Origin of the sequence: Duganella sp. CF458 (assembly GCF_900113115.1) — a bacterium.
In the GTDB taxonomy this organism is placed as follows: domain Bacteria; phylum Pseudomonadota; class Gammaproteobacteria; order Burkholderiales; family Burkholderiaceae_D; genus Rugamonas.
Window position 1 is genome coordinate 296,134 of the sequence record NZ_FOOF01000002.1, and the last position, 21,510, is coordinate 317,643.

17 protein-coding genes are annotated in these 21,510 nt (G+C 62.5%); 14 read left to right on the top strand and 3 right to left on the bottom strand.

All coding sequences use genetic code 11. The features are described from left to right. Positions 1 to 14: 14 nt before the first annotated feature. Positions 15 to 911 carry an ArgP/LysG family DNA-binding transcriptional regulator gene (locus BM269_RS04585; RefSeq protein WP_090435850.1) on the bottom strand — a complete coding sequence of 299 codons (897 nt, stop codon included), beginning with the start codon at positions 909 to 911 and terminating at the stop codon, positions 15 to 17. A 66-nt stretch (positions 912 to 977) separates the two neighbouring features. Here BM269_RS04585 and BM269_RS04590 point away from each other — a divergent pair, with 66 nt between their 5' ends. Beyond that, on the top strand, positions 978 to 2,420 hold the full coding sequence (locus BM269_RS04590; protein ID WP_090435851.1) for a dihydrolipoyl dehydrogenase: 1,443 nt from the start codon (positions 978 to 980) through the stop codon (positions 2,418 to 2,420). 1 nt (position 2,421) lies between these two features. Here BM269_RS04590 and BM269_RS04595 read toward each other — a convergent pair whose 3' ends face one another. Next, entirely contained in the window at positions 2,422 to 2,904 is a 483-nt protein-coding gene (locus tag BM269_RS04595; protein ID WP_090435852.1) for an SRPBCC family protein, read from the bottom strand. 58 nt (positions 2,905 to 2,962) lie between these two features. Here BM269_RS04595 and BM269_RS04600 point away from each other — a divergent pair, with 58 nt between their 5' ends. The 5 genes from BM269_RS04600 to BM269_RS04620 all read left to right on the top strand — a co-directional run bounded on the left by BM269_RS04600 (position 2,963) and on the right by BM269_RS04620 (position 8,433). Then, complete coding sequence (locus tag BM269_RS04600) at positions 2,963 to 5,035, top strand: UvrD-helicase domain-containing protein (RefSeq protein WP_090435853.1); 2,073 nt, start codon at positions 2,963 to 2,965, stop codon at positions 5,033 to 5,035. Between the two features lie 43 nt (positions 5,036 to 5,078). After that, positions 5,079 to 5,531, top strand: coding sequence for a cache domain-containing protein (locus BM269_RS04605; RefSeq protein ID WP_090435854.1), 453 nt, complete (start codon positions 5,079 to 5,081; stop codon positions 5,529 to 5,531). Positions 5,532 to 5,606: 75 nt separating this feature from the next. Beyond that, complete coding sequence (locus tag BM269_RS04610) at positions 5,607 to 5,810, top strand: SlyX family protein (protein WP_090435855.1); 204 nt, start codon at positions 5,607 to 5,609, stop codon at positions 5,808 to 5,810. Between the two features lie 94 nt (positions 5,811 to 5,904). Continuing rightward, complete coding sequence (locus tag BM269_RS04615) at positions 5,905 to 8,013, top strand: M3 family metallopeptidase (RefSeq protein ID WP_090435856.1); 2,109 nt, start codon at positions 5,905 to 5,907, stop codon at positions 8,011 to 8,013. A gap of 147 nt (positions 8,014 to 8,160) precedes the next feature. After that, positions 8,161 to 8,433 carry a DUF4404 family protein gene (locus BM269_RS04620; RefSeq protein WP_090435857.1) on the top strand — a complete coding sequence of 91 codons (273 nt, stop codon included), beginning with the start codon at positions 8,161 to 8,163 and terminating at the stop codon, positions 8,431 to 8,433. 111 nt (positions 8,434 to 8,544) lie between these two features. Here the strand turns inward: BM269_RS04620 and BM269_RS04625 are convergent, their stop codons facing one another. Beyond that, the gene (locus tag BM269_RS04625; RefSeq protein ID WP_229204499.1) at positions 8,545 to 9,057 is read right to left on the bottom strand and encodes a DUF1269 domain-containing protein; all 513 of its coding nucleotides are present in this window, start codon (positions 9,055 to 9,057) and stop codon (positions 8,545 to 8,547) included. Between the two features lie 243 nt (positions 9,058 to 9,300). Here BM269_RS04625 and BM269_RS04630 point away from each other — a divergent pair, with 243 nt between their 5' ends. The 8 genes from BM269_RS04630 (at position 9,301) to ahpF (ending at position 21,342) form a co-directional block, all read left to right on the top strand. Next, positions 9,301 to 11,535, top strand: coding sequence for a YgiQ family radical SAM protein (locus tag BM269_RS04630; protein ID WP_229204500.1), 2,235 nt, complete (start codon positions 9,301 to 9,303; stop codon positions 11,533 to 11,535). A 132-nt stretch (positions 11,536 to 11,667) separates the two neighbouring features. After that, positions 11,668 to 14,457 (top strand): EAL domain-containing protein, encoded by a 2,790-nt coding sequence (locus tag BM269_RS04635; RefSeq protein WP_229204501.1) that lies wholly within the window; start codon positions 11,668 to 11,670, stop codon positions 14,455 to 14,457. 157 nt (positions 14,458 to 14,614) lie between these two features. Continuing rightward, entirely contained in the window at positions 14,615 to 16,249 is a 1,635-nt protein-coding gene (gene ipdC, locus BM269_RS04640) for an indolepyruvate/phenylpyruvate decarboxylase (protein ID WP_090435859.1), read from the top strand. After that, the gene (locus BM269_RS04645; RefSeq protein WP_090435860.1) at positions 16,246 to 17,244 is read left to right on the top strand and encodes a ubiquinone anaerobic biosynthesis protein UbiU; all 999 of its coding nucleotides are present in this window, start codon (positions 16,246 to 16,248) and stop codon (positions 17,242 to 17,244) included. Before ipdC ends, BM269_RS04645 begins: the two co-directional genes overlap by 4 nt. A gap of 2 nt (positions 17,245 to 17,246) precedes the next feature. Continuing rightward, positions 17,247 to 18,134, top strand: a complete 888-nt coding sequence (locus BM269_RS04650) for a U32 family peptidase (protein WP_090435861.1) — start codon at positions 17,247 to 17,249, stop codon at positions 18,132 to 18,134. Next, on the top strand, positions 18,131 to 18,607 hold the full coding sequence (locus BM269_RS04655) for a ubiquinone anaerobic biosynthesis accessory factor UbiT (RefSeq protein WP_304443168.1): 477 nt from the start codon (positions 18,131 to 18,133) through the stop codon (positions 18,605 to 18,607). Before BM269_RS04650 ends, BM269_RS04655 begins: the two co-directional genes overlap by 4 nt. 492 nt (positions 18,608 to 19,099) lie before the next feature. Further along, positions 19,100 to 19,663, top strand: coding sequence for an alkyl hydroperoxide reductase subunit C (gene ahpC, locus BM269_RS04660; protein ID WP_057265746.1), 564 nt, complete (start codon positions 19,100 to 19,102; stop codon positions 19,661 to 19,663). A 98-nt stretch (positions 19,664 to 19,761) separates the two neighbouring features. Then, on the top strand, positions 19,762 to 21,342 hold the full coding sequence (gene ahpF / locus BM269_RS04665; RefSeq protein ID WP_090435862.1) for an alkyl hydroperoxide reductase subunit F: 1,581 nt from the start codon (positions 19,762 to 19,764) through the stop codon (positions 21,340 to 21,342). The last annotated feature ends 168 nt before the right edge of the window (positions 21,343 to 21,510 follow it).

Genomic DNA, 21,510 nt, shown 5'->3' on the forward strand with positions numbered 1-21,510 from the left:
CGGCTTGCCGGTTTTCAGGATTGCACAAGATACCGCCTTGCAGTGCTGATAATCTGCTCATTGAGCGCATGCGTGAACGGCGTATCGAGCTCCCACGCATGCCAGTCCAGCTCCACGTCGATATAGCGTCCCGGCAGCAGGTCCACCAGCGCACCCTGCGACAAGGCCTGCGCCGCCTGCAGGTAAGGCAGCAGGCCATAAGCCATCCCGCCGAACACCGTATCGTTCAAGGCCGTCGATAGCGGCAGTGTATGGTGCGGAAAGGGCCGGACATAGCCCGCCTCGCGCGCCAGGAAGCGTGCCATCAGGTCGCGGTCGTGCACCACGGCTGGCGCCAGCGCCAAAGCCTCGATACCGAATCCGTCACCGAACCAATGCCCTGCAAAAGATGGCGTGGCCACGCAGACAAACCTCATGGCGCCGAGCGGTGTGGCGGATGAACCGGCAGCCGCGGGTGCCGGTACCTCGGCGCGCGCAGCAACGCAGCCGAACACGGCACCTTCGCGCATCAGGTGCAGCGCCACTTCGCGCTCCGCGCATTCCACATCAAGCTGGCAGCGCGGTGGCGACAGCAATGGCCGCAGGGCCAAGGGCAGCCAGGTCGCCAGGCTGGCCGCGTCGACGGCCATCGCGATTTCAGGCATGCTGGTCTGGTGGCCCAAGTCGATGTCGAGCGCTGCCTCCATCAGTTTGACGTTACGGTAATGCGAGATGAGGCGTTGGCCCAGGCCCGTCGCTTCGGCGGGGGAGCCGCGCACGATCAGCAGCCTGCCTACCGCGTCCTCGAGCGCCTTGATACGCTGGGATACGGCCGGCTGGCTGATGCCGAGCGCATTGGCCGCCTTGTCGAAGCTGCCCTGGCTGGCAACGGCATCCAGCACCGCCAGCGCGCGGTAGTCCAGATTTTCCATAAGTTATGCTTAATAAAAGCGCGAAAAGATAAGTCATACTAATGCATTCCCAATGACGGAGGCAAGATGGAAACCATCCAGTGCGATGTGGCGGTGATCGGTGCCGGTACGGCTGGGCTAAGCGCCTACCGGGCGGCGCGCAACGCCGGCAAGCGTGCGGTGTTGATCGAAGACGGTCCGCACGGTACTACCTGCGCGCGCGTCGGCTGCATGCCGAGCAAGCTGCTGATTGCCGCGGCCGAGGCGGCGCATGCGGTCCGCGAGGCGCCGGGTTTCGGCATTCAGCCGGGCGCCCTGAAGGTCGACGGCAAGGCGGTGATGGAGCGTGTGCGTAGTGAACGCGACCGCTTTGTCGGCTTCGTGCTGGCGAACGTGGCCGCCATGCCGGCCGAGGACAAGCTGCATGGGCGCGCGCGATTCACTGCGCCTAACCGTGTGCAGATCGGCGCCAACCTGGAGGTGGCGGCAAAAGCGGTCGTCATCGCCACCGGTTCGCGCCCCGACATTCCTTCCGACTGGTCCGCCGCCGGCCCGCGCGTCATCAACAGCGACGCCGTCTTCGAATGGACTGACTTGCCGCGCTCGGTGGCGGTGATCGGCGCCGGCGTGATCGGCCTGGAACTGGGGCAGGCTTTGCACCGCCTCGGCGTGCGCGTTGCCATCATCGCGCGCGGTAGCAGCGTGGCGCAATTGAAGGACCCGCATGTGCTGGCAGCCGCATCGCAAGCGCTGGGCGAAGAGATGGATATCCGCTTCCGTACCGAGGTGGCAGGGATCGCGCGCGCCGGCGACGGGCTGGAGCTGCGCACGCGCGATACCGAAGGCGAGGAGCGCGTCGAGCATTTCGAGTACGCGCTGGTCACCATCGGCCGCACGCCGAACGTTTCCGGCCTTGGTCTTGACCACGCCGCTCTGGCGCTGGATAAGAACGGCGTGCCGAAATTCGACCGCCACACCATGCAATGCGGCGATAGCTGCATCTTCATCGCCGGCGATGCCAGCGCCGAGATTCCCCTGCTGCCGGAGGCCGCCGACCAGGGCAAGATCGCCGGCGCCAACGCCGCCAGCTATCCCGAGGTGAAGCCGGGCCTGCGCCGCACGCCGCTCGCCATCACCTTCAGCGAACCGCAGATCGCCACGGTGGGCCAGGGCTACCAGGAACTATCGAATGGCCGCGAGCACTTCGCGATCGGCGCCGTCAGTTTCGACGACCAGGGACGCAGCCGCGTCATGCGCCAGAACAAGGGCATGCTGCGCGTGTATGCGGAGTACGGCAGCGGGCGCTTTCTCGGCGCCGAGATGGTCGGGCCGCGGGCGGAGCACATCGGCCACCTGCTGGCCTGGGCGCACCAGGCAAAGCTGACGGTGGCGCAAATGCTGGACATGCCCTTCTATCACCCGGTGGTGGAGGAAGGCTTGCGTACCGCCCTGCGCGACCTGGCGCTGGAGCTGCAAAAACCGCCGCCCCCGTCCAAGCCGATGCCGAACGATTGCACGCCCGGCTGCTAGCTCAGTTCAGGCTCGAATCCAGGCGACCCTGGCTTGCCAGTTCCCGCAGCACGCGCACGGTATCGAGGTCCGACTCCTGGTAAGCGGAGCGGCGGAAATCGTCGTACATGGCGTTGGCGGCGTCGGTTGCCGCGTCATGCCCGTCGTCGTACTGGAAGCGCACGTACAAGCGCTCCGGTTGCGGCATCTCGATCGTCATTGTCAGGCTCGAGGCGCTGATGTCTTTCTGCGCGGGCACGTCATAGCGCACCACATACGGCTCGTGCAGCACCACGTTGTCTTCGATGACAACATCGCCGTAGCGCAGGCGGCGGCTGAAGCCGGCATCGGTGCGGGCCGAGATTTCCGCCTCGTCCAGGTGCGGGACGAACAGCTTGGGCGACTCCGCGCGCAGCACCAGGCCGCGCCATAACTGCTGGTGGGTGATGGTGTCCATCAGCGGGTTGAGGATGTCGTTCACTTCTATCAAATGTTCAAATTTCATAACACGTCTGCCTGCCTAAATCGGGGATTGATACCACTATATTCTGTACAATGCCGGGATGTCCAATGCACCCCAGTTCGGCCTTAACGGGCCCCAGAGCGAAGCCGTGCTCTATCTCGACGGCCCTGCGCTAGTACTGGCGGGCGCCGGCTCGGGCAAGACGCGCGTCATTACGCAAAAAATCACCCATATGATCGAGGATCGCGGCTATGACCCGCGCACGATCGCCGCGCTCACCTTCACCAACAAGGCCGCGCTGGAAATGCAGGAACGCGTCGGCAAGATGCTCAAGCAGCCGCGCCAGGCCAAGCAGCTGACCGTCTGTACCTTCCACTCCCTCGGGGTGCGCATCCTGCGCCAGGAATGCAACCATCTGGGGCTGAAAGACCGGTTTTCAATCATGGACAGCGACGATTGTTATTCGCTGGTCCAGGATCTGGCCATCACCACCGACAAACACCTGATCCGCAGCATCCAGAACGACATCTCACTGTGGAAAAACGGCCTGGTGACGCCGGAAGAAGCGCTGAAGCAGGCCCAGACCGAGGATGAAGCGCAATCGGCACGGATCTACGGCAGCTATATCGCCACGCTGGCGGCATACCAGGCGGTGGACTTCGACGACCTGATCCGCCTGCCGGTGGAGCTGTTCCGCAACCATGACATCGTGCGCGACAAATGGCAGCGCCGCCTGCGCTACCTGATGATCGACGAGTACCAGGACACCAACACCTGTCAGTACGAGCTGGTGAAACTGATGGTGACGGGCCTGGGCAAGAAGCCGATGTTCACCGCGGTGGGCGACGACGACCAGGCGATCTACGGCTGGCGCGGCGCGACCATGGAAAACCTGGCGCTGCTGCAGGTCGATTTCCCCGACCTGCGCCTGATCAAGCTGGAACAGAACTACCGCTCCACCACCCGCATCCTGCAGGCGGCCAACGCGGTGATCCAGAACAATCCGAAGCTGTTCGAAAAGTCGCTGTGGTCCGAGCTGGGCATCGGTGAGCCGATCAAGGTGCATTCGATGCCGAACGAGGAGCAGGAGGCGGAGCAGGTGGCGATCATGATCTCGGCCGACCACTTCGAACGCAAGAACAAGTGGGCCGACTACGCAATCCTGTATCGGGGCAACCACCAGGCGCGCGTGATCGAACAGGCGCTGCGCACCCAGCGCATCCCGTACACGATTTCCGGCGGCCAGAGCTTCTTCGATAAGGCGGAAATCAAGGACATCATGGCCTATCTGCGCCTGATGGCGAACCCGGACGACGATCCCGCCTTCATCCGCGCTGCAACCACGCCGCGCCGAGGCATCGGCCAGTCCACGCTCGAAGCGCTGGGCTCCTTCTCGGGCAAGTGGCAATGTTCGCTGTTCGAAGCAGTCTTCAAGGGCGGCATCGAAGCGGTGCTCAACGACCGCCAACTGAAGCCGTTGCAGGACTTCTGCAATTTCATCCTCGAACTGGAATCGCGTGCCACGCGTCCCGGCCCGTCGGGCAGCGGCGACAACGCCGCGCAGGTGCTGGACGACCTGATGGAAGGCATGCATTACGAGCACTACCTGTACGACGCCTTCGAAGAACGTGCGGCGCAAGGCAAGTGGGAAAACGTGATGGACTTCGTCAACTGGCTGAAGGACCGGGGCCGCGGCGGCAAGGACCGCGATGGCGAAGAGAAGAACGTGCTGGAGCTGACCCAGATGGTGGCCCTGATGTCCATGCTGGATGGTAAGGACGAGGAGCCGGATGCGATCCGCATGTCGACGTTGCATGCGTCGAAAGGCCTGGAGTACCCGCATGTGTTCCTGGTCGGCGTGGAAGAAGGCATCCTGCCGCACAAGGGCGATCCGGATGCGCCGGTGGAATTGCTGGCGCAGCGCATTGAAGAAGAACGGCGGCTGATGTACGTGGGGATTACGCGCGCGCAGCGCACCTTGCAGCTCACCTGGTGCAAGAAGCGCAAGCGTGGCGGCGAACATGTGCAGTGCGATATATCGCGCTTCATCGCGGAGATGGCGCTTGACGTGGGCACCGCTCCGCCGACGGAATCGGAAGTACTGTCGCCGCGCGAGCGCTTGGCGCGCATGAAGGAGCTGCTGTCGGCTCCGCGCGACATTAATCCGGCGTAATTGGTGCTAGCATGGGTGCTCTTCCTTCAAACAGGAGGCTCCCATGTTTGTACGCATTTGCCTGCTTGCCGCCTTGGCGGGCGCGGCGCCCTTTGCATCAGCTGCCGATGTGGTGACCAAGCCTGAAGCCGAGGCCATGGTGAAGAAAGCCCTGGGCTACCTGAAGTCTAACGGCCGCGAAAAGACGTTTGCCGAAATCGACAAGAAAGACGGACAGTTCGTCGATCGCGACCTTTATCTTGTGGTCTACGGCACCGACGGCGTAGTGCGCGCCCACGGCGCCAACGCCAAGATGATCGGCAAGAACCTGATGGAACTGAAAGACGTCGACGGCAAGCCTTTCGTCAAAGAACGCGTCGAAATGGCGAAGAAAAAAGTCCCGTTCTGGCAGGACTACAAATTCAACAATCCGGTCTCCGGCAAGATCGAGCCGAAGACCATGTACTGCATGCCGGAAGACGACATGATTCTTTGCGGCGGCGTCTACCTGAAGTAGCGCTGGGCAGCGCAAGCTGCGCTATGGAATGCCGCTCCAGTAAAATGCCGGATTTCCCGACAGCAGGAGCAGGCCGTGAGCAGCGAAGATCGTTTTGTCAATATTGAACTGAAGTTGGTGCACCAGGAAGACTTGGTGGACTCGCTGAACCAGCGCGTCTACGAGCAGCAAAAGCAGATCGATATGCTGGAAGACCTGGTGCGCGCGCTTGCCGAGCGCGTGCGCACATCCACACTGGCGAACCAGACCCCGCTCAACGAGCGGCCGCCGCACTACTGATTCCTGACACTTTACGATACGCAGTGCAGCATGACTTTGCACTGAAGGGTTGCTATTATCGTGCGCCTCGAAACATTACAAAACAGGAGAGAGAATGTTCCGTCCAAAACTGTTGGTGATCGCAGCCAGCCTGGCTGTCGCAGGTATCGCCAATGCCGCACTGCCGGCATCCAATCCCTTCGCAGCCGAATCCAAACTGCCGCTGAACTACCCTGCCTTCGACAAGATCAAGAATGAGGACTACGGTCCGGCTTACGAAGAAGGCATGAAGCAGCAGGCTGCGGAAATTGCCAAGATCGCCAACAACAAGGCCGCGCCGACCTTCGACAACACCATCGTGGCGATGGAACGTTCCGGTCGCCTGCTGGACCGCGTGAGCTCCGTGTTCGGCAACCTGTCCGGCGCCAACACCAATGACACTTTCGAAGCGCTGAACCGCGAACTGGCGCCGAAGCTGTCCGCGCACAGCGACGCTATCCGCCTGAACGAAAAACTGTACGCCCGCATCAAAAACCTGTTCGACAAGCGCGACAAGCTGAAGCTGGATCCTGAATCCAAGCGCCTGTTGGAACGCTACCACACCGACTTCGTACGCGCCGGCGCCAAGCTGTCCGCGGCCGACAAGGAGAAGCTGAAAGCCTACAACTCGCAGTTGGCCGCCCTGTCCACCACCTTCAGCCAGAACGTGCTGAAGGAAGCCAATGCTTCCGCACTGGTGGTCGACACCCGCGAAGAGCTGGCCGGCATGTCCGACAAGGCCATCGACGCCGCCGCGGCAGCCGCCAAGGCCAAAGGCAAGGACGGCAAATTCCTGATCGCCATCGCCAACACCACCGGCCAGGCGCCGCTGGAAGTGCTGACCAACCGCACCACCCGTGAACGCCTGCTGGCCACCTCGTTGGCGCGCGGCAGCCATGGCGGCGATTTCGACAACCGCGAGATCGTGCTGAAGATCGCCAAGCTGCGCGCCGAACGCGCTGCGCTGCTGGGCTATTCCTCGCACGCTGCCTACCAGCTGGAAGACCAGACCGCGCATGATACCGACGCCGTGAACAAGCTGCTGGGCGAATTGTCCAAGCCGGCCGTGAACAACGCGCGCAAGGAATCGACCGACATCCAGGCCGTGATCGATGCGGAAAAGGGCGGCTTTGCCAACGCTGCGCAGGACTGGGCCTTCTACACCGACAAGGTGCGCCAGGCCCGCTACGCCTTCGACCAGAACCAGCTCAAGCCATACTTCGAACTGGACAACGTGCTGCAGAACGGCGTGTTCTACGCCGCGACCAAGGTGTATGGCATCACCTTCAAGGAACGCAAGGACCTGCCGGTGTACCAGCAAGACGTGCGCGTGTTCGACGTGTTCGATGCCGACGGCAAGCAACTGGCGATCTTCCTGGGCGACTTCTACGCGCGCAGCAACAAGCGAGGCGGCGCATGGATGAATGCCTACGTGTCGCAGTCGAAGCTGATGGGCACCAAGCCGGTCGTGGCCAACCACCTCAACATTCCCAAGCCGGCGGCCGGCGAGCCGACTTTGCTGACCTACGACGAAGCGCGCACCCTGTTCCACGAATTCGGCCACGCCTTGCATGGCATGTTCTCCGACGTGAAGTACCCGCGCTTTGCCGGTACCCGCGTGCCGCGCGACTTCGTGGAATTCCCGTCGCAGGTCAATGAGATGTGGATGACCTGGCCGGAGATCCTGAACAACTACGCCAAGCATTACCAGACCGGCGCGCCGATGCCGAAGGAATTGCTGGACAAGGTACAGGCTTCGGCCAAGTTCAATGAAGGCTTCCGCACCACCGAATACCTGGCCGCATCGATCCTGGACCAGCGCTGGCACCAACTGCCGTCCGACAAGATCCCGACCGATGTATTGGGCTTCGAGTCGTCGGTGCTGAAGGATGCCGGCGTCGATTTCGGACCGGTGCCCCCGCGCTACCGCACCACCTACTTCTCGCACGTGTTCGCGGGCGGTTATTCGGCGGGCTACTATGGCTACCTGTGGTCGGAGAAGCTGGACGCCGACACCGTTGAATGGTTCACCGAGAATGGCGGCATGCAGCGCAAGAACGGCGACCATTTCCGCAAGGCCCTGCTGTCCAAGGGTGGCACGATGGATGCGATGCAGATGTACCGCGAGTTCCGCGGCCGCGATGCGAAGATCGATCCGTTGCTGGAACGCCGCGGTTTGAAGTAAGCCGCCAGGCGGGCGCTTGACCTGTCCATGGTAGTCAGCTTTAAGCTTGCTGCCATGGACGACGAACATCGATTTAAGCACATCCGTAGCTGGTCACGGCGGATGGGTGTATAAAGGGGAATAGCCACTTCAACGGGGAAAGGGATCATGGACACCAAGCTGAAGGAGACTCTGCGTCAGTTGCACGCCACGCTGGCCCATCATGGCCCGGTCGATGAGGAATTGCAAAGCCTGTTGCGCCAGCTCGATGGCGACATCAAGCTGATCCTCGACCAGCCGCCGCAGCCCGAAGGCGGCACCTCCACCTACGGCCTGGCCGAACGCACTCAGGAAATCACCGCCAAATTTGCCGCCAAACATCCGGCATTGGAGCCGACCTTACGCGAACTTACCCGTATCCTCGGCAATATGGGAATTTAAAATCAATGGGCCCTGACGTGCCACTGGCCAAAAAAAGGCGGGCCGCAGCTCGCCTTTCGGTGTAGAACCCGGGGTTTTACCGGCTGTCCGCCGGCCCCCGGGAGGCTAGCCTTATGGGAAGGCCAGCATGGGCGGTTCTTCACCGCCAAAGTTGAAGTCAGGATGACGTTTGGCGATCATTTCCTCGATCTCCTTCATGCGCCGCACCGGCACGTCTACCATCATCAGAACCTGACCTTGTTCGATACGCTCTGAAAACTGCTCCAGCTTCTTGTTGGGGACGGCCGCCGCATTCATGCCGCTGGCCCAGCCGCCGAACAGTGCACCGCCCAGCGTGACCAGCAAGATGGTCATGGTGCGCAGGGTCAGCCCTTCGGGTGGGAAAACGACCAGGAAGATGCCGGCGCACAGCCCCACAATCCCGCCAATGGCAATCCCCAGCTTGGCGCCGTGGATCAGGTCCGTTCTTAGCAGGAAATTGCAATCTGGCATGTCATCGGGCAGGGTGCCCTCTTTTGCCATGAAGTGGATATGCCGTTCTTCGATGCGTGCCAGCAGCAGTTCGTCCAGTTCTGCGCGGGCGGCTTTGACATTGGGAAGCATGTAGTACAGTCTGCGTCGCATGATTACACTCCATGGAAGACGTTGTATACCCGTTATAGCAAAAATGTCACGATGTTCAATGGGTATTTCGCGGAAACGCCTTGCTGGAACGTCACAAGTTACTGAAACTTAAAGGTTTTTTGTGGGCGGCGATGGGCCAAAGCCAGTGATTTCCGGTACAATGCCGGGATGAATTCCCCAGCCAATCTTTTCGCGACCGTCGCCAAGCGGTCTGCGCGTGCTTCTGCTGCGCCTTTCCTCCCCATGTCCCGCGCCGAAATGGACGCCCTGGGCTGGGACCAGTGCGACGTCATCCTGGTGACCGGCGACGCCTATATCGACCATCCAAGCTTCGGCATGGCCCTGGTCGGCCGCCTGCTGGAAGCGCAAGGCTACCGCGTCGGCATCATCGCCCAGCCGGACTGGCACAACGTGGAATCGTTCCGCGCGCTGGGCAAGCCGCGCCTGTACTATGGCATCACCGCCGGCAACATGGATTCGATGGTCAACCGCTATACGGCCGACCGCAAGATCCGTTCCGACGACGCTTACACCCCGAACGCCGAGCCGAACAAGCGCCCTGACCGCGCGGTGACCGTATACGCCCAGAAGGCGCGCGAAGCCTTCCCCGGCACGCCGATCATCGTCGGCTCCATCGAAGCTTCGCTGCGCCGCATCGCCCACTACGACTACTGGTCGGACAAGGTGCGCAAATCGGTGCTGACCGAGTCCAAGGCCGACCTGCTGATCTTCGGTAACGCCGAACGCGCGCTGGTCGACCTGACCCGCCGCCTCGACATGGGCGAAAAGATCAAGGAGATCAAGGACCTGCGCGGTACCGCTTTCCTGGTGCCGCACGGCTGGCTGCCTTCCGACGAATGGGCGGTGCACAACTCGAATCGCGTCGATGTGCCGGGCCGGGTCGACCCGCATCCAGATCCTTACGCCATGGCGAAGGAAGACAAGAAGGAATGCGCCACCGAGAACGCCGCGCCGGAACCGGTGGTCAAGCCGGTCATCATCATGACCCGCGAAGAGCGCCTGGCCGCCGCCAAGGAAAAGCACAACAAGACCGTGGTGCGCCTGCCATCCTACGAGGTGGTGAAGGAAGACCCGGTGATGTACGCCCACGCCTCGCGCGTGTTCCACCTTGAATCCAACCCGGGCAATGCGCGCGCGCTGGTGCAGCAGCACGGCGACCGCGACGTGTGGATGAATCCGCCGCCGCTGCCCCTGGCCATGGACGAAATGGACGGCGTGTACGACATGGAGTACTCGCGCGCGCCGCACCCGAGCTATGGCAACGCCAATATCCCGGCCTGGGAAATGATCCGCTTCTCGGTCAACATCATGCGCGGCTGCTTCGGCGGCTGCACCTTCTGTTCGATCACCGAGCACGAAGGCCGCATCATCCAGAGCCGTTCGGAACCGTCCATCCTGCGCGAGATCGAGCATATCCGCGACAAGACCAAGGGCTTCACCGGCATCATCTCCGACCTGGGCGGCCCGACCGCCAATATGTACCGCCTGTCGTGCAAGGAAAAAGAGATCGAGGAAACCTGCCGCCGCCTGTCCTGCGTCTATCCTTCGATCTGCGTCAACCTGGGCACCGACCACAGCAAGCTGATCCAGCTGTATCGCAAGGCGCGCGAGATCAAGGGCGTCAAGAAGATCCTGATCCAGTCCGGCCTGCGCTACGACCTGGCCGTGCGTTCGCCAGAATACGTGAAAGAACTGGTGACCCACCACGTGGGCGGCCTGCTGAAGATCGCGCCTGAGCACACCGAAACCAACGTGCTGAGCAAGATGATGAAGCCGGGCATTGGCGCCTACGATGAATTCAAGGCGATGTTCGAGAAGTTTTCGCTGGAAGCGGGCAAGAAGCAGTACCTGATCCCTTACTTCATCGCCGCCCACCCGGGCACGTCGGACGAGGACATGCTGAACCTGGCGCTGTGGTTGAAGAAGAACAACTTCCGCCTGGACCAGGTGCAGACCTTCATGCCAACGCCGATGGCCATGGCCAGCGCCATGTACCACTCGCGCAAGAACCCCTTGCACAAGGTGACCGAGACGTCGGAAAACGTGGAGACGCCGCGCACGCTGAAACAGCGCCAGGCGCACAAGGCTTTCCTGCGCTACTACGATCCGAAGAACTGGCCGATCCTGCGCGAAACCCTGCGCCGCATGGGCCGTGGCGACCTGATCGGCGATGGCGAACGCCACCTGATCCCGCCATACCGCGTCGGCGAAGAGAACTTCAAGGCCTCCTCAGGCAAGCGTGCCATGCCGATGCTGGCTCCGGGCCAGCAGAAGCGCGGCGCCGGCCTGCCACCTCCGGCCCACGCCGGCCGCGGTGGCAAGCCGAATGCCTTGACCGGTTCGATGACGGCGCGCGCCACGGTGGAAACCAAGGTCCGTCCATCCATCCTCGATACGATCAAAGTCAAAGCAAAGGCCGCTCCGGCCAAGACTGGCGGCCGCCCAGGCCGGAAGTAAGGCTCACGTGCTATCACCTGCTGCAAATCCATAGGATTTTGCAGCAGGAATGCCACACTTCGGCGCGCCGCGTGCGGCGAAGCGGATACAATCGGCTTGTAGACTCTGCCAACTTTGTATCCGGAAGATAACGTGCCCCAATTCCTGGCTGGCCTGTTCATGTTTCTGCTGCTGTCGACACCTGCGCCCTGGGCGCAGGCGCAGGAACGCGTCACGCTGCAACTGAAGCACAGCCACCAGTTCCAGTTCGCCGGGTATTATGCCGCGCTGGAGAAGGGCTACTACCGCGATGCCGGCCTCGATGTGCAACTGCTGGAAGGCAGCGACGGCAATGAGCCCGAACGTGCCGTGCTCGATGGCCGCGCCCAGTACGGCGTAGGCAGCAGCAGCTTGTTGCTGGCGCGACTGTCCGGCAAGCCGGTGGTGGTACTAGCGGTTATCTTCCAGCATTCCCCCTACGCCCTGGCGATGCGCCAGACCGGTCCGGCGCCGGATATCCGCAGCATCATCGGCAAGCGTGTGATGATCGGCTCCCTGACCGATGAACTGACCCAGGCTGACGAGATCATGGCCTACCTGCGCAAGGAGGGCATCCCGACCAACCAGCTGGTGCGGGTGGAGCACAGCTTCAACCCGGACGACCTGGTGAAGGGCAAGGTCGATGCCATGTCGATCTTCGTCAGCAACGAACCGGATTACCTGGATCGCCTCGGCTTCCCTTACGACATCTACAGTCCGCGTGCAGCAGGCATCGATTTTTACGGCGACAACCTGTTCACCAGCGAAGCGGAAATCAAGAATCATCCGGACCGTGTGCGTGCCTTCCGCGCTGCCAGCATGCGCGGCTGGCAGTACGCCATGAGCCACCAGGAAGAAATCGTCGACCTGATCCTCAGCAAGTACTCACGCCAGCACGATCGCATGCACCTGCTCTACGAAGCGCGCCAGATGGTGCCGCTGGTGCAGCCGGTGCTGGTGGAAATCGGCTACATGAATCCCGATCGCTGGCAGCACATCGCCGACATCTACACGGAATTGAGCATGATGCCGAAGGGCGCGACCTGGGCCGGCTTCCTGTACAACGCCGATCCCGGCTCGGACTTGACCTGGCTCTATCGCGTGCTCGGCGTCGCCGCGGGCTTGCTGGTGCTGGGCGCCATGATTCACTTCTCCCTGCTCACGCGCGAACGCACGCGTGCCGAGGAAACCATCCGCAAGGGCGAGCAGCGTTTCCGCACCATGTTCGAAGCGGCGCCGATGGGTATCGCCCTGATCGATGCGAGCGGCGGCCAGTTCCGCGATGTGAACCCGCGCTTTGCCGAGATTGCCGGGCGTTCGGCGCAAGAAATGCGGCACAGCCGCTGGCTGGAAATCTGCCATCCGGACGACGTGGCGCCGGAACAGGAAAAGATGGCGCAGTTGGCGGCGCAGCAGATTGCCGGCTTCAAGATGGAGACGCGCCTGGTGCGCCCCGATGGCCGCATCGTGTGGGTGGAGGTTTCGATCAATGCAGTGGGCACGGAAAGCCAGCCGCACCACCTGTGCATGATCGAAGACATCACCGAGAAAAAGGAAACCGAAGCCCTGATCTGGCAGCAGGCCAATTTCGACACGCTGACGCAATTGCCGAACCGCCGCATGTTCCTGGATCGCCTGCAGCACGACATCCTGAAGTCGCGTCGCGACGGTACCCGCATCGCCATCCTGTTCATCGACCTTGACCACTTCAAGGAAGTCAACGACACCCTGGGCCACCACCAGGGCGATGTGCTGCTGGTGGAAGCGGCGCGCCGCATCGGCGCCTGCGTGCGCCAGTCCGATACCGTCTCGCGCCTGGGCGGCGACGAATTCACCGTGATCCTGCCGGAGCTGTCTGAAGTCGACCGGGTGGAAGACATTGCCCAGCACATCATCGACAGCCTGCGCACGCCGTTCCAGCTCGGGCAGGAGCAAGCTTTCGTCTCGGCCTCGATCGGCATCACCATCTACCCGGACGATGCCGGCAATATGGAAGACTTGCTGAAGCACGCCGACCAGGCCATGTACGCCGCCAAGGGCGCGGGCCGCAACCGCTTCAGCTACTTTACGCCGGCCTTGCAGGTGGCAGCGTTGAACCGCATGCGCCTGACCAATGACTTGCGCGGCGCCCTGAAAGGCAACCAGCTCAAGCTGTACTTCCAGCCGATCGTGCATCTCCCGACCGGCGCGATACACAAGGCCGAAGCGCTGATCCGCTGGGAGCACCCGCAGCGCGGCATGGTCAGCCCGCTGGAGTTCATCCCGCTGGCCGAATCAAGCGGCCTGATTGTCGATATCGGCGAATGGGTGTTCCGCGAATCCGCGCAATGGGTCAAGCGCTGGCGCGAGGAAGTGCACTCGGGCTTCCAGGTCAGCCTGAACCAGTCACCGCTGGAGTTCCAGCGCGAGCGCGGCAGCTATGCCGACTGGCTGGCCCACCTGCAGCAGCTCGGCGTGCCGGGCGAAAGCATCGTGGTGGAAATCACGGAAGGCCTGCTGCTCGACGCAAACGCCAACGTCACCGACAAGCTGCTGCAACTGCGCGACGCCGGCATCCAGGTCGCGCTGGACGATTTCGGCACCGGCTACTCCTCCTTGTCCTACCTGAAGAAGTTCGACATCGACTACCTCAAGATCGACCGCAGCTTCACCCGCAACCTGGCGCCCGATTCGAGCGACATGGCCTTGTCCGACGCCATCATCGTGATGGCGCACAAGCTTGGCCTGAGCGTGATTGCCGAAGGTGTAGAGACCACCGAACAGCGCGACCTGCTGGCCGGCGCCGGCTGCGACTACGGCCAGGGCTACCTGTTCGCCCGTCCCCTGCCGGCCGCCGACTTCGATGTGATGCTGCGCCAGCAATCGATCCCCACCGCAGCAACCCCGCACGCCACTGCCGCCTGAATTCCGCGCGGAATTAATTGTCCGCCTAGGGGTCAGGAACAGAAGCGGACATTTTTTATCGCGTAGCAAATTTTGTCCGACTTGTTCCTGACCCCAAGTGGACAAAACTTGACTTGGCTCAAGGATTTTTTAGTCGCGCCCGCGCAAGATGCGGGGCATGAATCTAGCAAACTCCCTGTTGCACGCGCTGGCTGATCACGGCGCGCGGGAAGTCTTTGGTATCCCCGGAGACTTCGTCCTTGCCTTCTTCGAACAAATTGAAAAGTCTGGCGTCCTGCCCCTCTACACGCTGAGCCACGAGCCGGGTGTAGGCTTTGCAGCCGATGGGGCGGCACGCTATCACGGGCGCATTAGCGCGGCGGCGGTGACCTATGGTGCGGGGGCACTCAATATGGTCAACGCCGTCGCGGGCGCTTACGCGGAAAAAGTACCGTTGGTGGTGATCTCCGGCGCGCCGGGCACCAATGAGCGCCGCAACGGCTTCCTGCTGCACCACCAGGTCAAGCACCTGGATTCCCAGATGGCGATCTTCCGGGAAATCACCTGCGACCAATGCGTGCTGGACGACCCGCAGCGCGCGCCGGAAGATATCGCCCGCGTACTGCGTAGCGCAATCACGCATTCACGGCCGGTCTACATCGAGCTACCGCGCGATATGGTGCACCTGCCTTGCGGCCGGGTGCGCGCGTTGCCGCCGCCCAAACACGACCAGGATGCACTCGCCGCCTGCGTGGACGAGGTGCTGTCTCGGCTGGAGCGTGCAGAGCGCCCGGTGCTGATGGTCGACATCGAAATCCGTCGCTTCAGCCTGGAGCGCAAGGTCGCGCAGCTGGCTGCCAAGCTGCAGGTGCCGGTGGTGACTTGTTTCATGGGGCGCGGCCTGCTGGCCAGCGAACCGGAGGCACCGCTGCTTGGCACTTATCTCGGTGTTGCCGGCGCGCCGGAAGTCACCGAAGCCGTGGAAGGCTCGGACGCGCTGCTGATGCTGGGCGTGATCCTGTCCGATACGAACTTTGGCGTGCAACGTGAGCGCATCGACCTGCGCAAGTGCATGCTGGCGCTGGACGGCGACGTCACCCTGGGCTACCACACTTATCACGACGTCCCGCTGGAGGCATTGGTGGACGGCCTGCTGGCCCGCGCCAAGCCGCTGCGCGCCGATGCCGCCCTGCGCGGCGAACGGACCGCCTATCCATGCGACTTGCCTGCGGACGACAGCCCCCTGGTGCCGCGCGACGTGGCAAGCGCCATCAACGACATGATGCGCACGCACGGCCGCATGACCATCGCATCCGACATCGGCGACTGCCTGTTCACCGCGCTCGATATCGAGAATACCGACCTGCTGGCGCCCGGCTACTACGCCACCATGGGTTACGCTGTTCCAGCGGCCCTCGGCCTGCAGGCTGCCGGCGGCGAACGCCCGCTGGTGCTGGTGGGCGACGGCGCCTTCCAGATGACCGGCTGGGAACTGGGCAACTGCCAGCGCTATGGCCTGGATCCTATCGTGGTCATCTTCAACAACTGCAGCTGGGAGATGCTGCGCGCCTTCCAGCCGCAATCCGGCTTCTGCGACCTGAGCGACTGGCGCTTTGCCGACATGGCGCAAGCGCTGGGCGGCGACGGCTACCGCGTCAGCAAGCGCGCCGAACTGGCGGCGGCACTGGAAAGCGCCGTGCGGCAGCGCGGCCGCTTCCAGTTGGTGGAAGTGATGCTGCCGCGCGGCGGCCAGTCCGACACCCTGGCGCGCTTCGTGAGCGGCGTACGCCGCCTGCAGGGAATCAAAGCATGATCGAACTCGTCTGCCCCGCCGGCAGCCTGCCGGCGTTGAAAGCTGCCGTCGACAATGGCGCCGACAGCGTCTACCTCGGCTTCCGCGACGCCACCAATGCCCGCAACTTCGCCGGCCTCAATTTCGATGAAGCCGCAATCGCAGAAGGCATCCGCTACGCCCACCAGCGCGGCCGCAAAGTCCTGCTGGCGCTGAATACTTATCCGCAAGCCGGCAACTGGCAGCTCTGGCGCGAAGCAGTTGACCGCGCCGCCGGCGCTGGCATCGACGCCATTATCCTGGCCGACCCCGGCCTGATGGCGTACGCACGCAGCAAGCATCCCGGCCTGCGCCTGCACCTGTCCGTGCAAGGCTCGGCCACCAACTACGAAGCGATCAACTTCTACCACGAACAATTCGGCATTTCGCGCGCCGTGCTGCCGCGCGTGCTGTCGATGCAGCAGGTCGAGCACCTGATGCGCCACGTAAAAACCGAGATCGAAGTATTCGGCTTCGGCAGCCTGTGTGTGATGGTGGAAGGGCGCTGTGCACTGTCCTCCTACGCCACCGGCGAGTCGCCCAACACGGCCGGTGTCTGTTCGCCCGCCAAGGCGGTACGCTGGCAGCAAACGCCGAAAGGCCTTGAGTCGCGCCTGAACGGCGTGCTGATCGACCGCTACCAGCCGGACGAGAACGCCAGTTATCCAACGCTGTGCAAGGGCCGCTTCGAGGTGGCGGGGGAGACCTATTACGCCATCGAAGAGCCGGCCAGCCTGAACACCATGGAACTGCTGCCGCAGCTGGTGCAGATGGGCGTCAAGGCGATCAAGATCGAAGGCCGCCAGCGCAGCCCGGCGTACGTGGCGCAAGTGACGCAGGCCTGGCGTTCCGCCATCGACGCCTGCGGCGACGGCAAGCGCCGCTTCGCCGTCCATCCAAGCTGGAGTGCAGCGTTGGACCGCGTGGCGGAAGGCCAGCAGCACACCCTGGGCGCCTATCACCGAAAATGGAAATGAATATGTTGAAACTAGCCCTTGGCCCGGTGTTGTATTACTGGCCGCGCTTGACCATGTTCGAGTTTTACCAGCAGGTAGCCGAAAGTCCGGTCGATATCGTCTACCTCGGCGAGGTCGTCTGCTCGCGCCGCCACGAATTGCGCCTGCCGGACTGGCTCGATATCGCTGCACTACTGCGCGATGCGGGCAAGGAAGTGGTGCTGTCCACGCAGGCCCTGATCGAATCGGGGGCCGAACTGGGCACCATGCGCAAGCTCTGTGAACACCGCGACTTCCTGGTGGAGGCCAATGACTTTGGCGCCGTGCGCAACCTGGAAGGCGCCGGCTTCATCGCCGGGCCGCACCTGAACATCTACAGTGAACCGACGCTGGCCGTACTGGCCCGCCAGGGTGCGCGCCGCTGGGTAGCGCCGCTCGAGATGGACCGCAGCGCCATCGGCACGCTGGTCAAGGCGCAGCCGGCCGGCATGGAAAGCGAGGTGTTTGCCTGGGGCCGCATGCCGTTGGCCTTCTCTGCCCGCTGCATGACCGCCCGCAACCGCAACCTGCCGAAAGACGATTGCCAGTTCAGCTGCATCGACTATCCGGATGGCCTGATCATGGATACCCGCGAACAGAAAGCTTTCCTGGTGCTGAACGGCATCCAGACCCAATCAGCACTGTGCTGCAACCTGGTGCGCGCGATGCCGGAGATGGCAGACATGGGCATCCATGTGCTGCGCATATCGCCGCAGTCGCGCGATACGCTGGAAGTAGTGGCGGCCTTCGACAAGGTGCGCCGCGGCGCATGGCAGGCGCCGCATGCGGCCGTGATGCTGGAGCCGCTGGCTCCCGGCGGCAGCTGCGACGGTTTCTGGTACGGCCAACCCGGCATGGAGCGCGTAGCATGAATACCGCAATGAGCACCGCCCCATTCCGCATCCCGCCCGCCATCGGCCGCCTGCTGGGCCGCTTGCCGCCGCAGCCGCCCGCCTGGCTCTTCGTGCAAGGGCTGAACCGAATCCTGGCGCCGCAATTGCCTGAAGACGTGCGCCAGGCCCTATTTGCCCGCCGCCTGCGCCTGCGCGTCGAAGACGCCGGGCTGGCGATCGACTTCAGCTGGCAGGGCAGGGGCTTTGAAATGGCCCGCCACGGCGACCAGCCCGACCTGACCATCGGCGCCTGCGCGCACGACCTGGTGCTGATGGCGCGCCGTCAGGAAGACCCGGACACCCTGTTCTTCGGCCGCCGCCTGATCCTGGAAGGCGACACGGAACTGGGCCTGCTGTTCAAGAATACGCTGGACGGCCTGGATGCCAGCGCCTTCGACTGGCACAAGCTTCTGCCTAAAATCCCGACCCCGCCCAGAGCCCGCCATGGCTGACACACGCTGCCGCTGGTGTATTCATGCTCCGGCTGCAGCAGCGCGGTCCAACTGGCCAACGCCGTCGCACTCAGGTCGCTTAGTCTAGTGTCCAAACATACTGCAACTGCATCCAGCGAGGTTCCTTCGCATCCGCCGGCAACTTGAACCCGCATTTAGCGATGCCAGCATAGGCAGCCATGTCCCGCTCGCGGAAGCCGGAAGAGCGAACGATTTTGCTGTCCAGGATGGCGCGTCCACATCGATGAGGTAGGACAGCGTGACCGTACTTGTTTCCTCGTTAATTTCCTCTTATTAAAAATTTCGCAAGACAATCGGCCAAAGCTGGTGATGAGGCAACCATTTCGCCTGCAAAAGGTGATAATAATGATCGCGTTTCGCGGTTCTCATAGGCAAAGACTATTGAGTCTATTTGAACAATCAAATTTTCAAATCTCCGGGAAGGCCTTACACTGGCGTCTCATTGATTCACAAACCCACGAGGAAACCACAATGTCCCTGATTAACACCCAAGTAAAACCCTTCAAGGCCACCGCATACCACAACGGCAAATTCGTTGACCTGAGCGAAGAATCCCTGAAAGGCAAGTGGTCCGTTTTCGTGTTCTACCCAGCCGACTTCACCTTCGTGTGCCCAACCGAACTGGAAGACCTGGCAGACCACCACGCAGAATTCGCCAAGCTGGGCGTGGACGTGTACGGCATTTCGACCGACACCCACTTCGCCCACAAGGCATGGCACGACACCTCCGACGCGATCAAGAAAGTGCAATACGCCCTGATCGGCGACCCAACCGGCACCCTGTCCCGTAACTTCGAAGTGATGATCGAAGAAGAAGGCCTGGCACTGCGCGGCACCTTCGTGATCAACCCGGAAGGCTTCATCAAAGTGATGGAAGTGCACGACAACGGCATCGGCCGCGACGCTGCTGAACTGCTGCGCAAAGTGAAGGCAGCCCAGTACGTGGCTTCCCACCCAGGCGAAGTCTGCCCAGCCAAGTGGACCGAAGGCGCGGCAACCCTGAAGCCATCGCTGGACCTGGTCGGCAAGATCTAAGCATTCAGCACTGCTGAAGGCAACCGGCGGCCCTTCGGGGCCGCCTTGAGGCGTTGAAGCGGTACCCACCGCAAGCGACTAATCAGAAAGGAATAGCCATGCTGGACGCAGACCTGAAAGCCCAACTCTCCTCCTACCTGGAGCGCGTTGTACACCCGATCGAGATCGTGGCGCACACCGACGCCTCCGCCAAATCGCAGGAAATGTCCGCACTGCTGCAGGACATCGTATCCGCCGGCCATGGCAAGATCAGCGTGGTGGCAGGCAGCGACGACAAGGCGCGCAAGCCTTCCTTCGACATCACCCGCAAAGGCTCCGATATCGGCGTGAGTTTCGCCGGCATCCCGATGGGCCACGAGTTCACCTCCCTGGTGCTGGCACTGCTGCAAGTCGGCGGCCATCCGATCAAGCTGGATGAAAAAGTCATCGAGCAGATCCGCAACCTGGACGGCGATTACGTCTTCGAGACCTTCATCTCCCTGAGCTGCCACAACTGCCCGGAAGTGGTGCAGGCGCTCAATGCCATGTCCGTGATCAACCCGCGCATCAAGGTGGTGGCGGTGGACGGCGGCGTGTTCCCGAAAGAAGTCGAGGAACGCCAGGTGATGGCCGTGCCGATGATGTACCTGAATGGCCAGCACTTCGGCCAGGGCCGCACCAATGTCGAGGAAATCCTCGCCAAGCTGGATACCGGCGCTTCGGCCCGCGCTGCAGCTGAATTGAGCAAGAAGGACGTGTTCGACGTGCTGATCGTCGGCGGCGGCCCTGCAGGCGCTGCCGCGGCCATCTACACGGCGCGCAAAGGCATCCGCACCGGCGTGATCGCCGACCGCTTCGGCGGCCAGGTGCTCGATACGCTGTCGATCGAGAACTTCGTCTCGGTCAAGGAAACCGACGGCCAGAAATTCGCGGTCGCGCTGGAACAGCACGTCAAGGAATACGAGGTGGACATCATGAACACCCAGCGCGCGTCGAAGATCGTGCCGGGCAAGATCAAGGAAGTCCACACTGAAAGCGGCGCTGTGCTGAAAGCCAAGTCCGTGATCATTTCGACCGGCGCCCGCTGGCGCGAAATCAATGTGCCGGGCGAGAAGGAGTACCGTAACCACGGCGTTGCCTACTGCCCGCATTGCGATGGCCCGCTGTTCAAGGGCAAGCGCGTGGCGGTGGTTGGCGGCGGCAACTCCGGCGTGGAAGCGGCGATCGACCTGGCGGGCATCGTTGAACATGTGACCCTGATCGAATTCGGCGCCGAACTGCGCGCGGATGCGGTGTTGCAGCGCAAGCTGGCCACGCTGCGCAATGTGAAGGTGATCAAGTCGGCGCAGACCAACGAGATCCATGGCGACGGCAAGAAGGTCAACGGCTTGAGCTACACCGACCGTGAGTCCGGCCAGTCGCACCGCGTGGACCTGGAAGGCGTGTTCGTGCAGATCGGCCTGGTGCCGAATACCGAGTGGCTGAAGGGCACCATCGACCTGTCCAAGCATGGCGAGATCGAGGTCGATGCCAAGGGGCAGACGTCGGAGACCGGCGTGTTTGCGGCGGGTGACGTGACCACGGTGCCGTACAAGCAGATCGTGATTGCGGTGGGTGAAGGCGCGAAAGCGGCTCTCGGCTCCTTCGATTACCTGATCCGCTCGTCGGCGGATGATGAGCCGGCGGCGATCGCGGCCTGAAACCGGTAAGGCGGGGTCTGACCCAAGGGTCAGACCCCGGGTGTGCGAAGGCCTCGGGCGTTGGTTCGAGGCTTTTGACTTTCGTCGAAGATCAACAGCGCACAATCGAAACCTTTAGCCACCGAGCAGCCAGTGTCAGGCACAAGTGCCTGACACTGGTCTACCGGT

What these genes read in the sequence shown, in the direction of transcription:
- BM269_RS04585 (WP_090435850.1), bottom strand. Translation starts at nt 911, where the DNA reads ATGGAAAATCTGGACTACCGCGCGCTGGCGGTGCTGGATGCCGTTGCC.
- BM269_RS04590 (WP_090435851.1), top strand. Translation starts at nt 978, where the DNA reads ATGGAAACCATCCAGTGCGATGTGGCGGTGATCGGTGCCGGTACGGCT.
- BM269_RS04595 (WP_090435852.1), bottom strand. Translation starts at nt 2,904, where the DNA reads ATGAAATTTGAACATTTGATAGAAGTGAACGACATCCTCAACCCGCTG.
- BM269_RS04600 (WP_090435853.1), top strand. Translation starts at nt 2,963, where the DNA reads ATGTCCAATGCACCCCAGTTCGGCCTTAACGGGCCCCAGAGCGAAGCC.
- BM269_RS04605 (WP_090435854.1), top strand. Translation starts at nt 5,079, where the DNA reads ATGTTTGTACGCATTTGCCTGCTTGCCGCCTTGGCGGGCGCGGCGCCC.
- BM269_RS04615 (WP_090435856.1), top strand. Translation starts at nt 5,905, where the DNA reads ATGTTCCGTCCAAAACTGTTGGTGATCGCAGCCAGCCTGGCTGTCGCA.
- BM269_RS04620 (WP_090435857.1), top strand. Translation starts at nt 8,161, where the DNA reads ATGGACACCAAGCTGAAGGAGACTCTGCGTCAGTTGCACGCCACGCTG.
- BM269_RS04625 (WP_229204499.1), bottom strand. Translation starts at nt 9,057, where the DNA reads ATGCGACGCAGACTGTACTACATGCTTCCCAATGTCAAAGCCGCCCGC.
- BM269_RS04630 (WP_229204500.1), top strand. Translation starts at nt 9,301, where the DNA reads ATGTCCCGCGCCGAAATGGACGCCCTGGGCTGGGACCAGTGCGACGTC.
- ipdC (WP_090435859.1), top strand. Translation starts at nt 14,615, where the DNA reads ATGAATCTAGCAAACTCCCTGTTGCACGCGCTGGCTGATCACGGCGCG.
- BM269_RS04645 (WP_090435860.1), top strand. Translation starts at nt 16,246, where the DNA reads ATGATCGAACTCGTCTGCCCCGCCGGCAGCCTGCCGGCGTTGAAAGCT.
- BM269_RS04650 (WP_090435861.1), top strand. Translation starts at nt 17,247, where the DNA reads ATGTTGAAACTAGCCCTTGGCCCGGTGTTGTATTACTGGCCGCGCTTG.
- BM269_RS04655 (WP_304443168.1), top strand. Translation starts at nt 18,131, where the DNA reads ATGAATACCGCAATGAGCACCGCCCCATTCCGCATCCCGCCCGCCATC.
- ahpC (WP_057265746.1), top strand. Translation starts at nt 19,100, where the DNA reads ATGTCCCTGATTAACACCCAAGTAAAACCCTTCAAGGCCACCGCATAC.
- ahpF (WP_090435862.1), top strand. Translation starts at nt 19,762, where the DNA reads ATGCTGGACGCAGACCTGAAAGCCCAACTCTCCTCCTACCTGGAGCGC.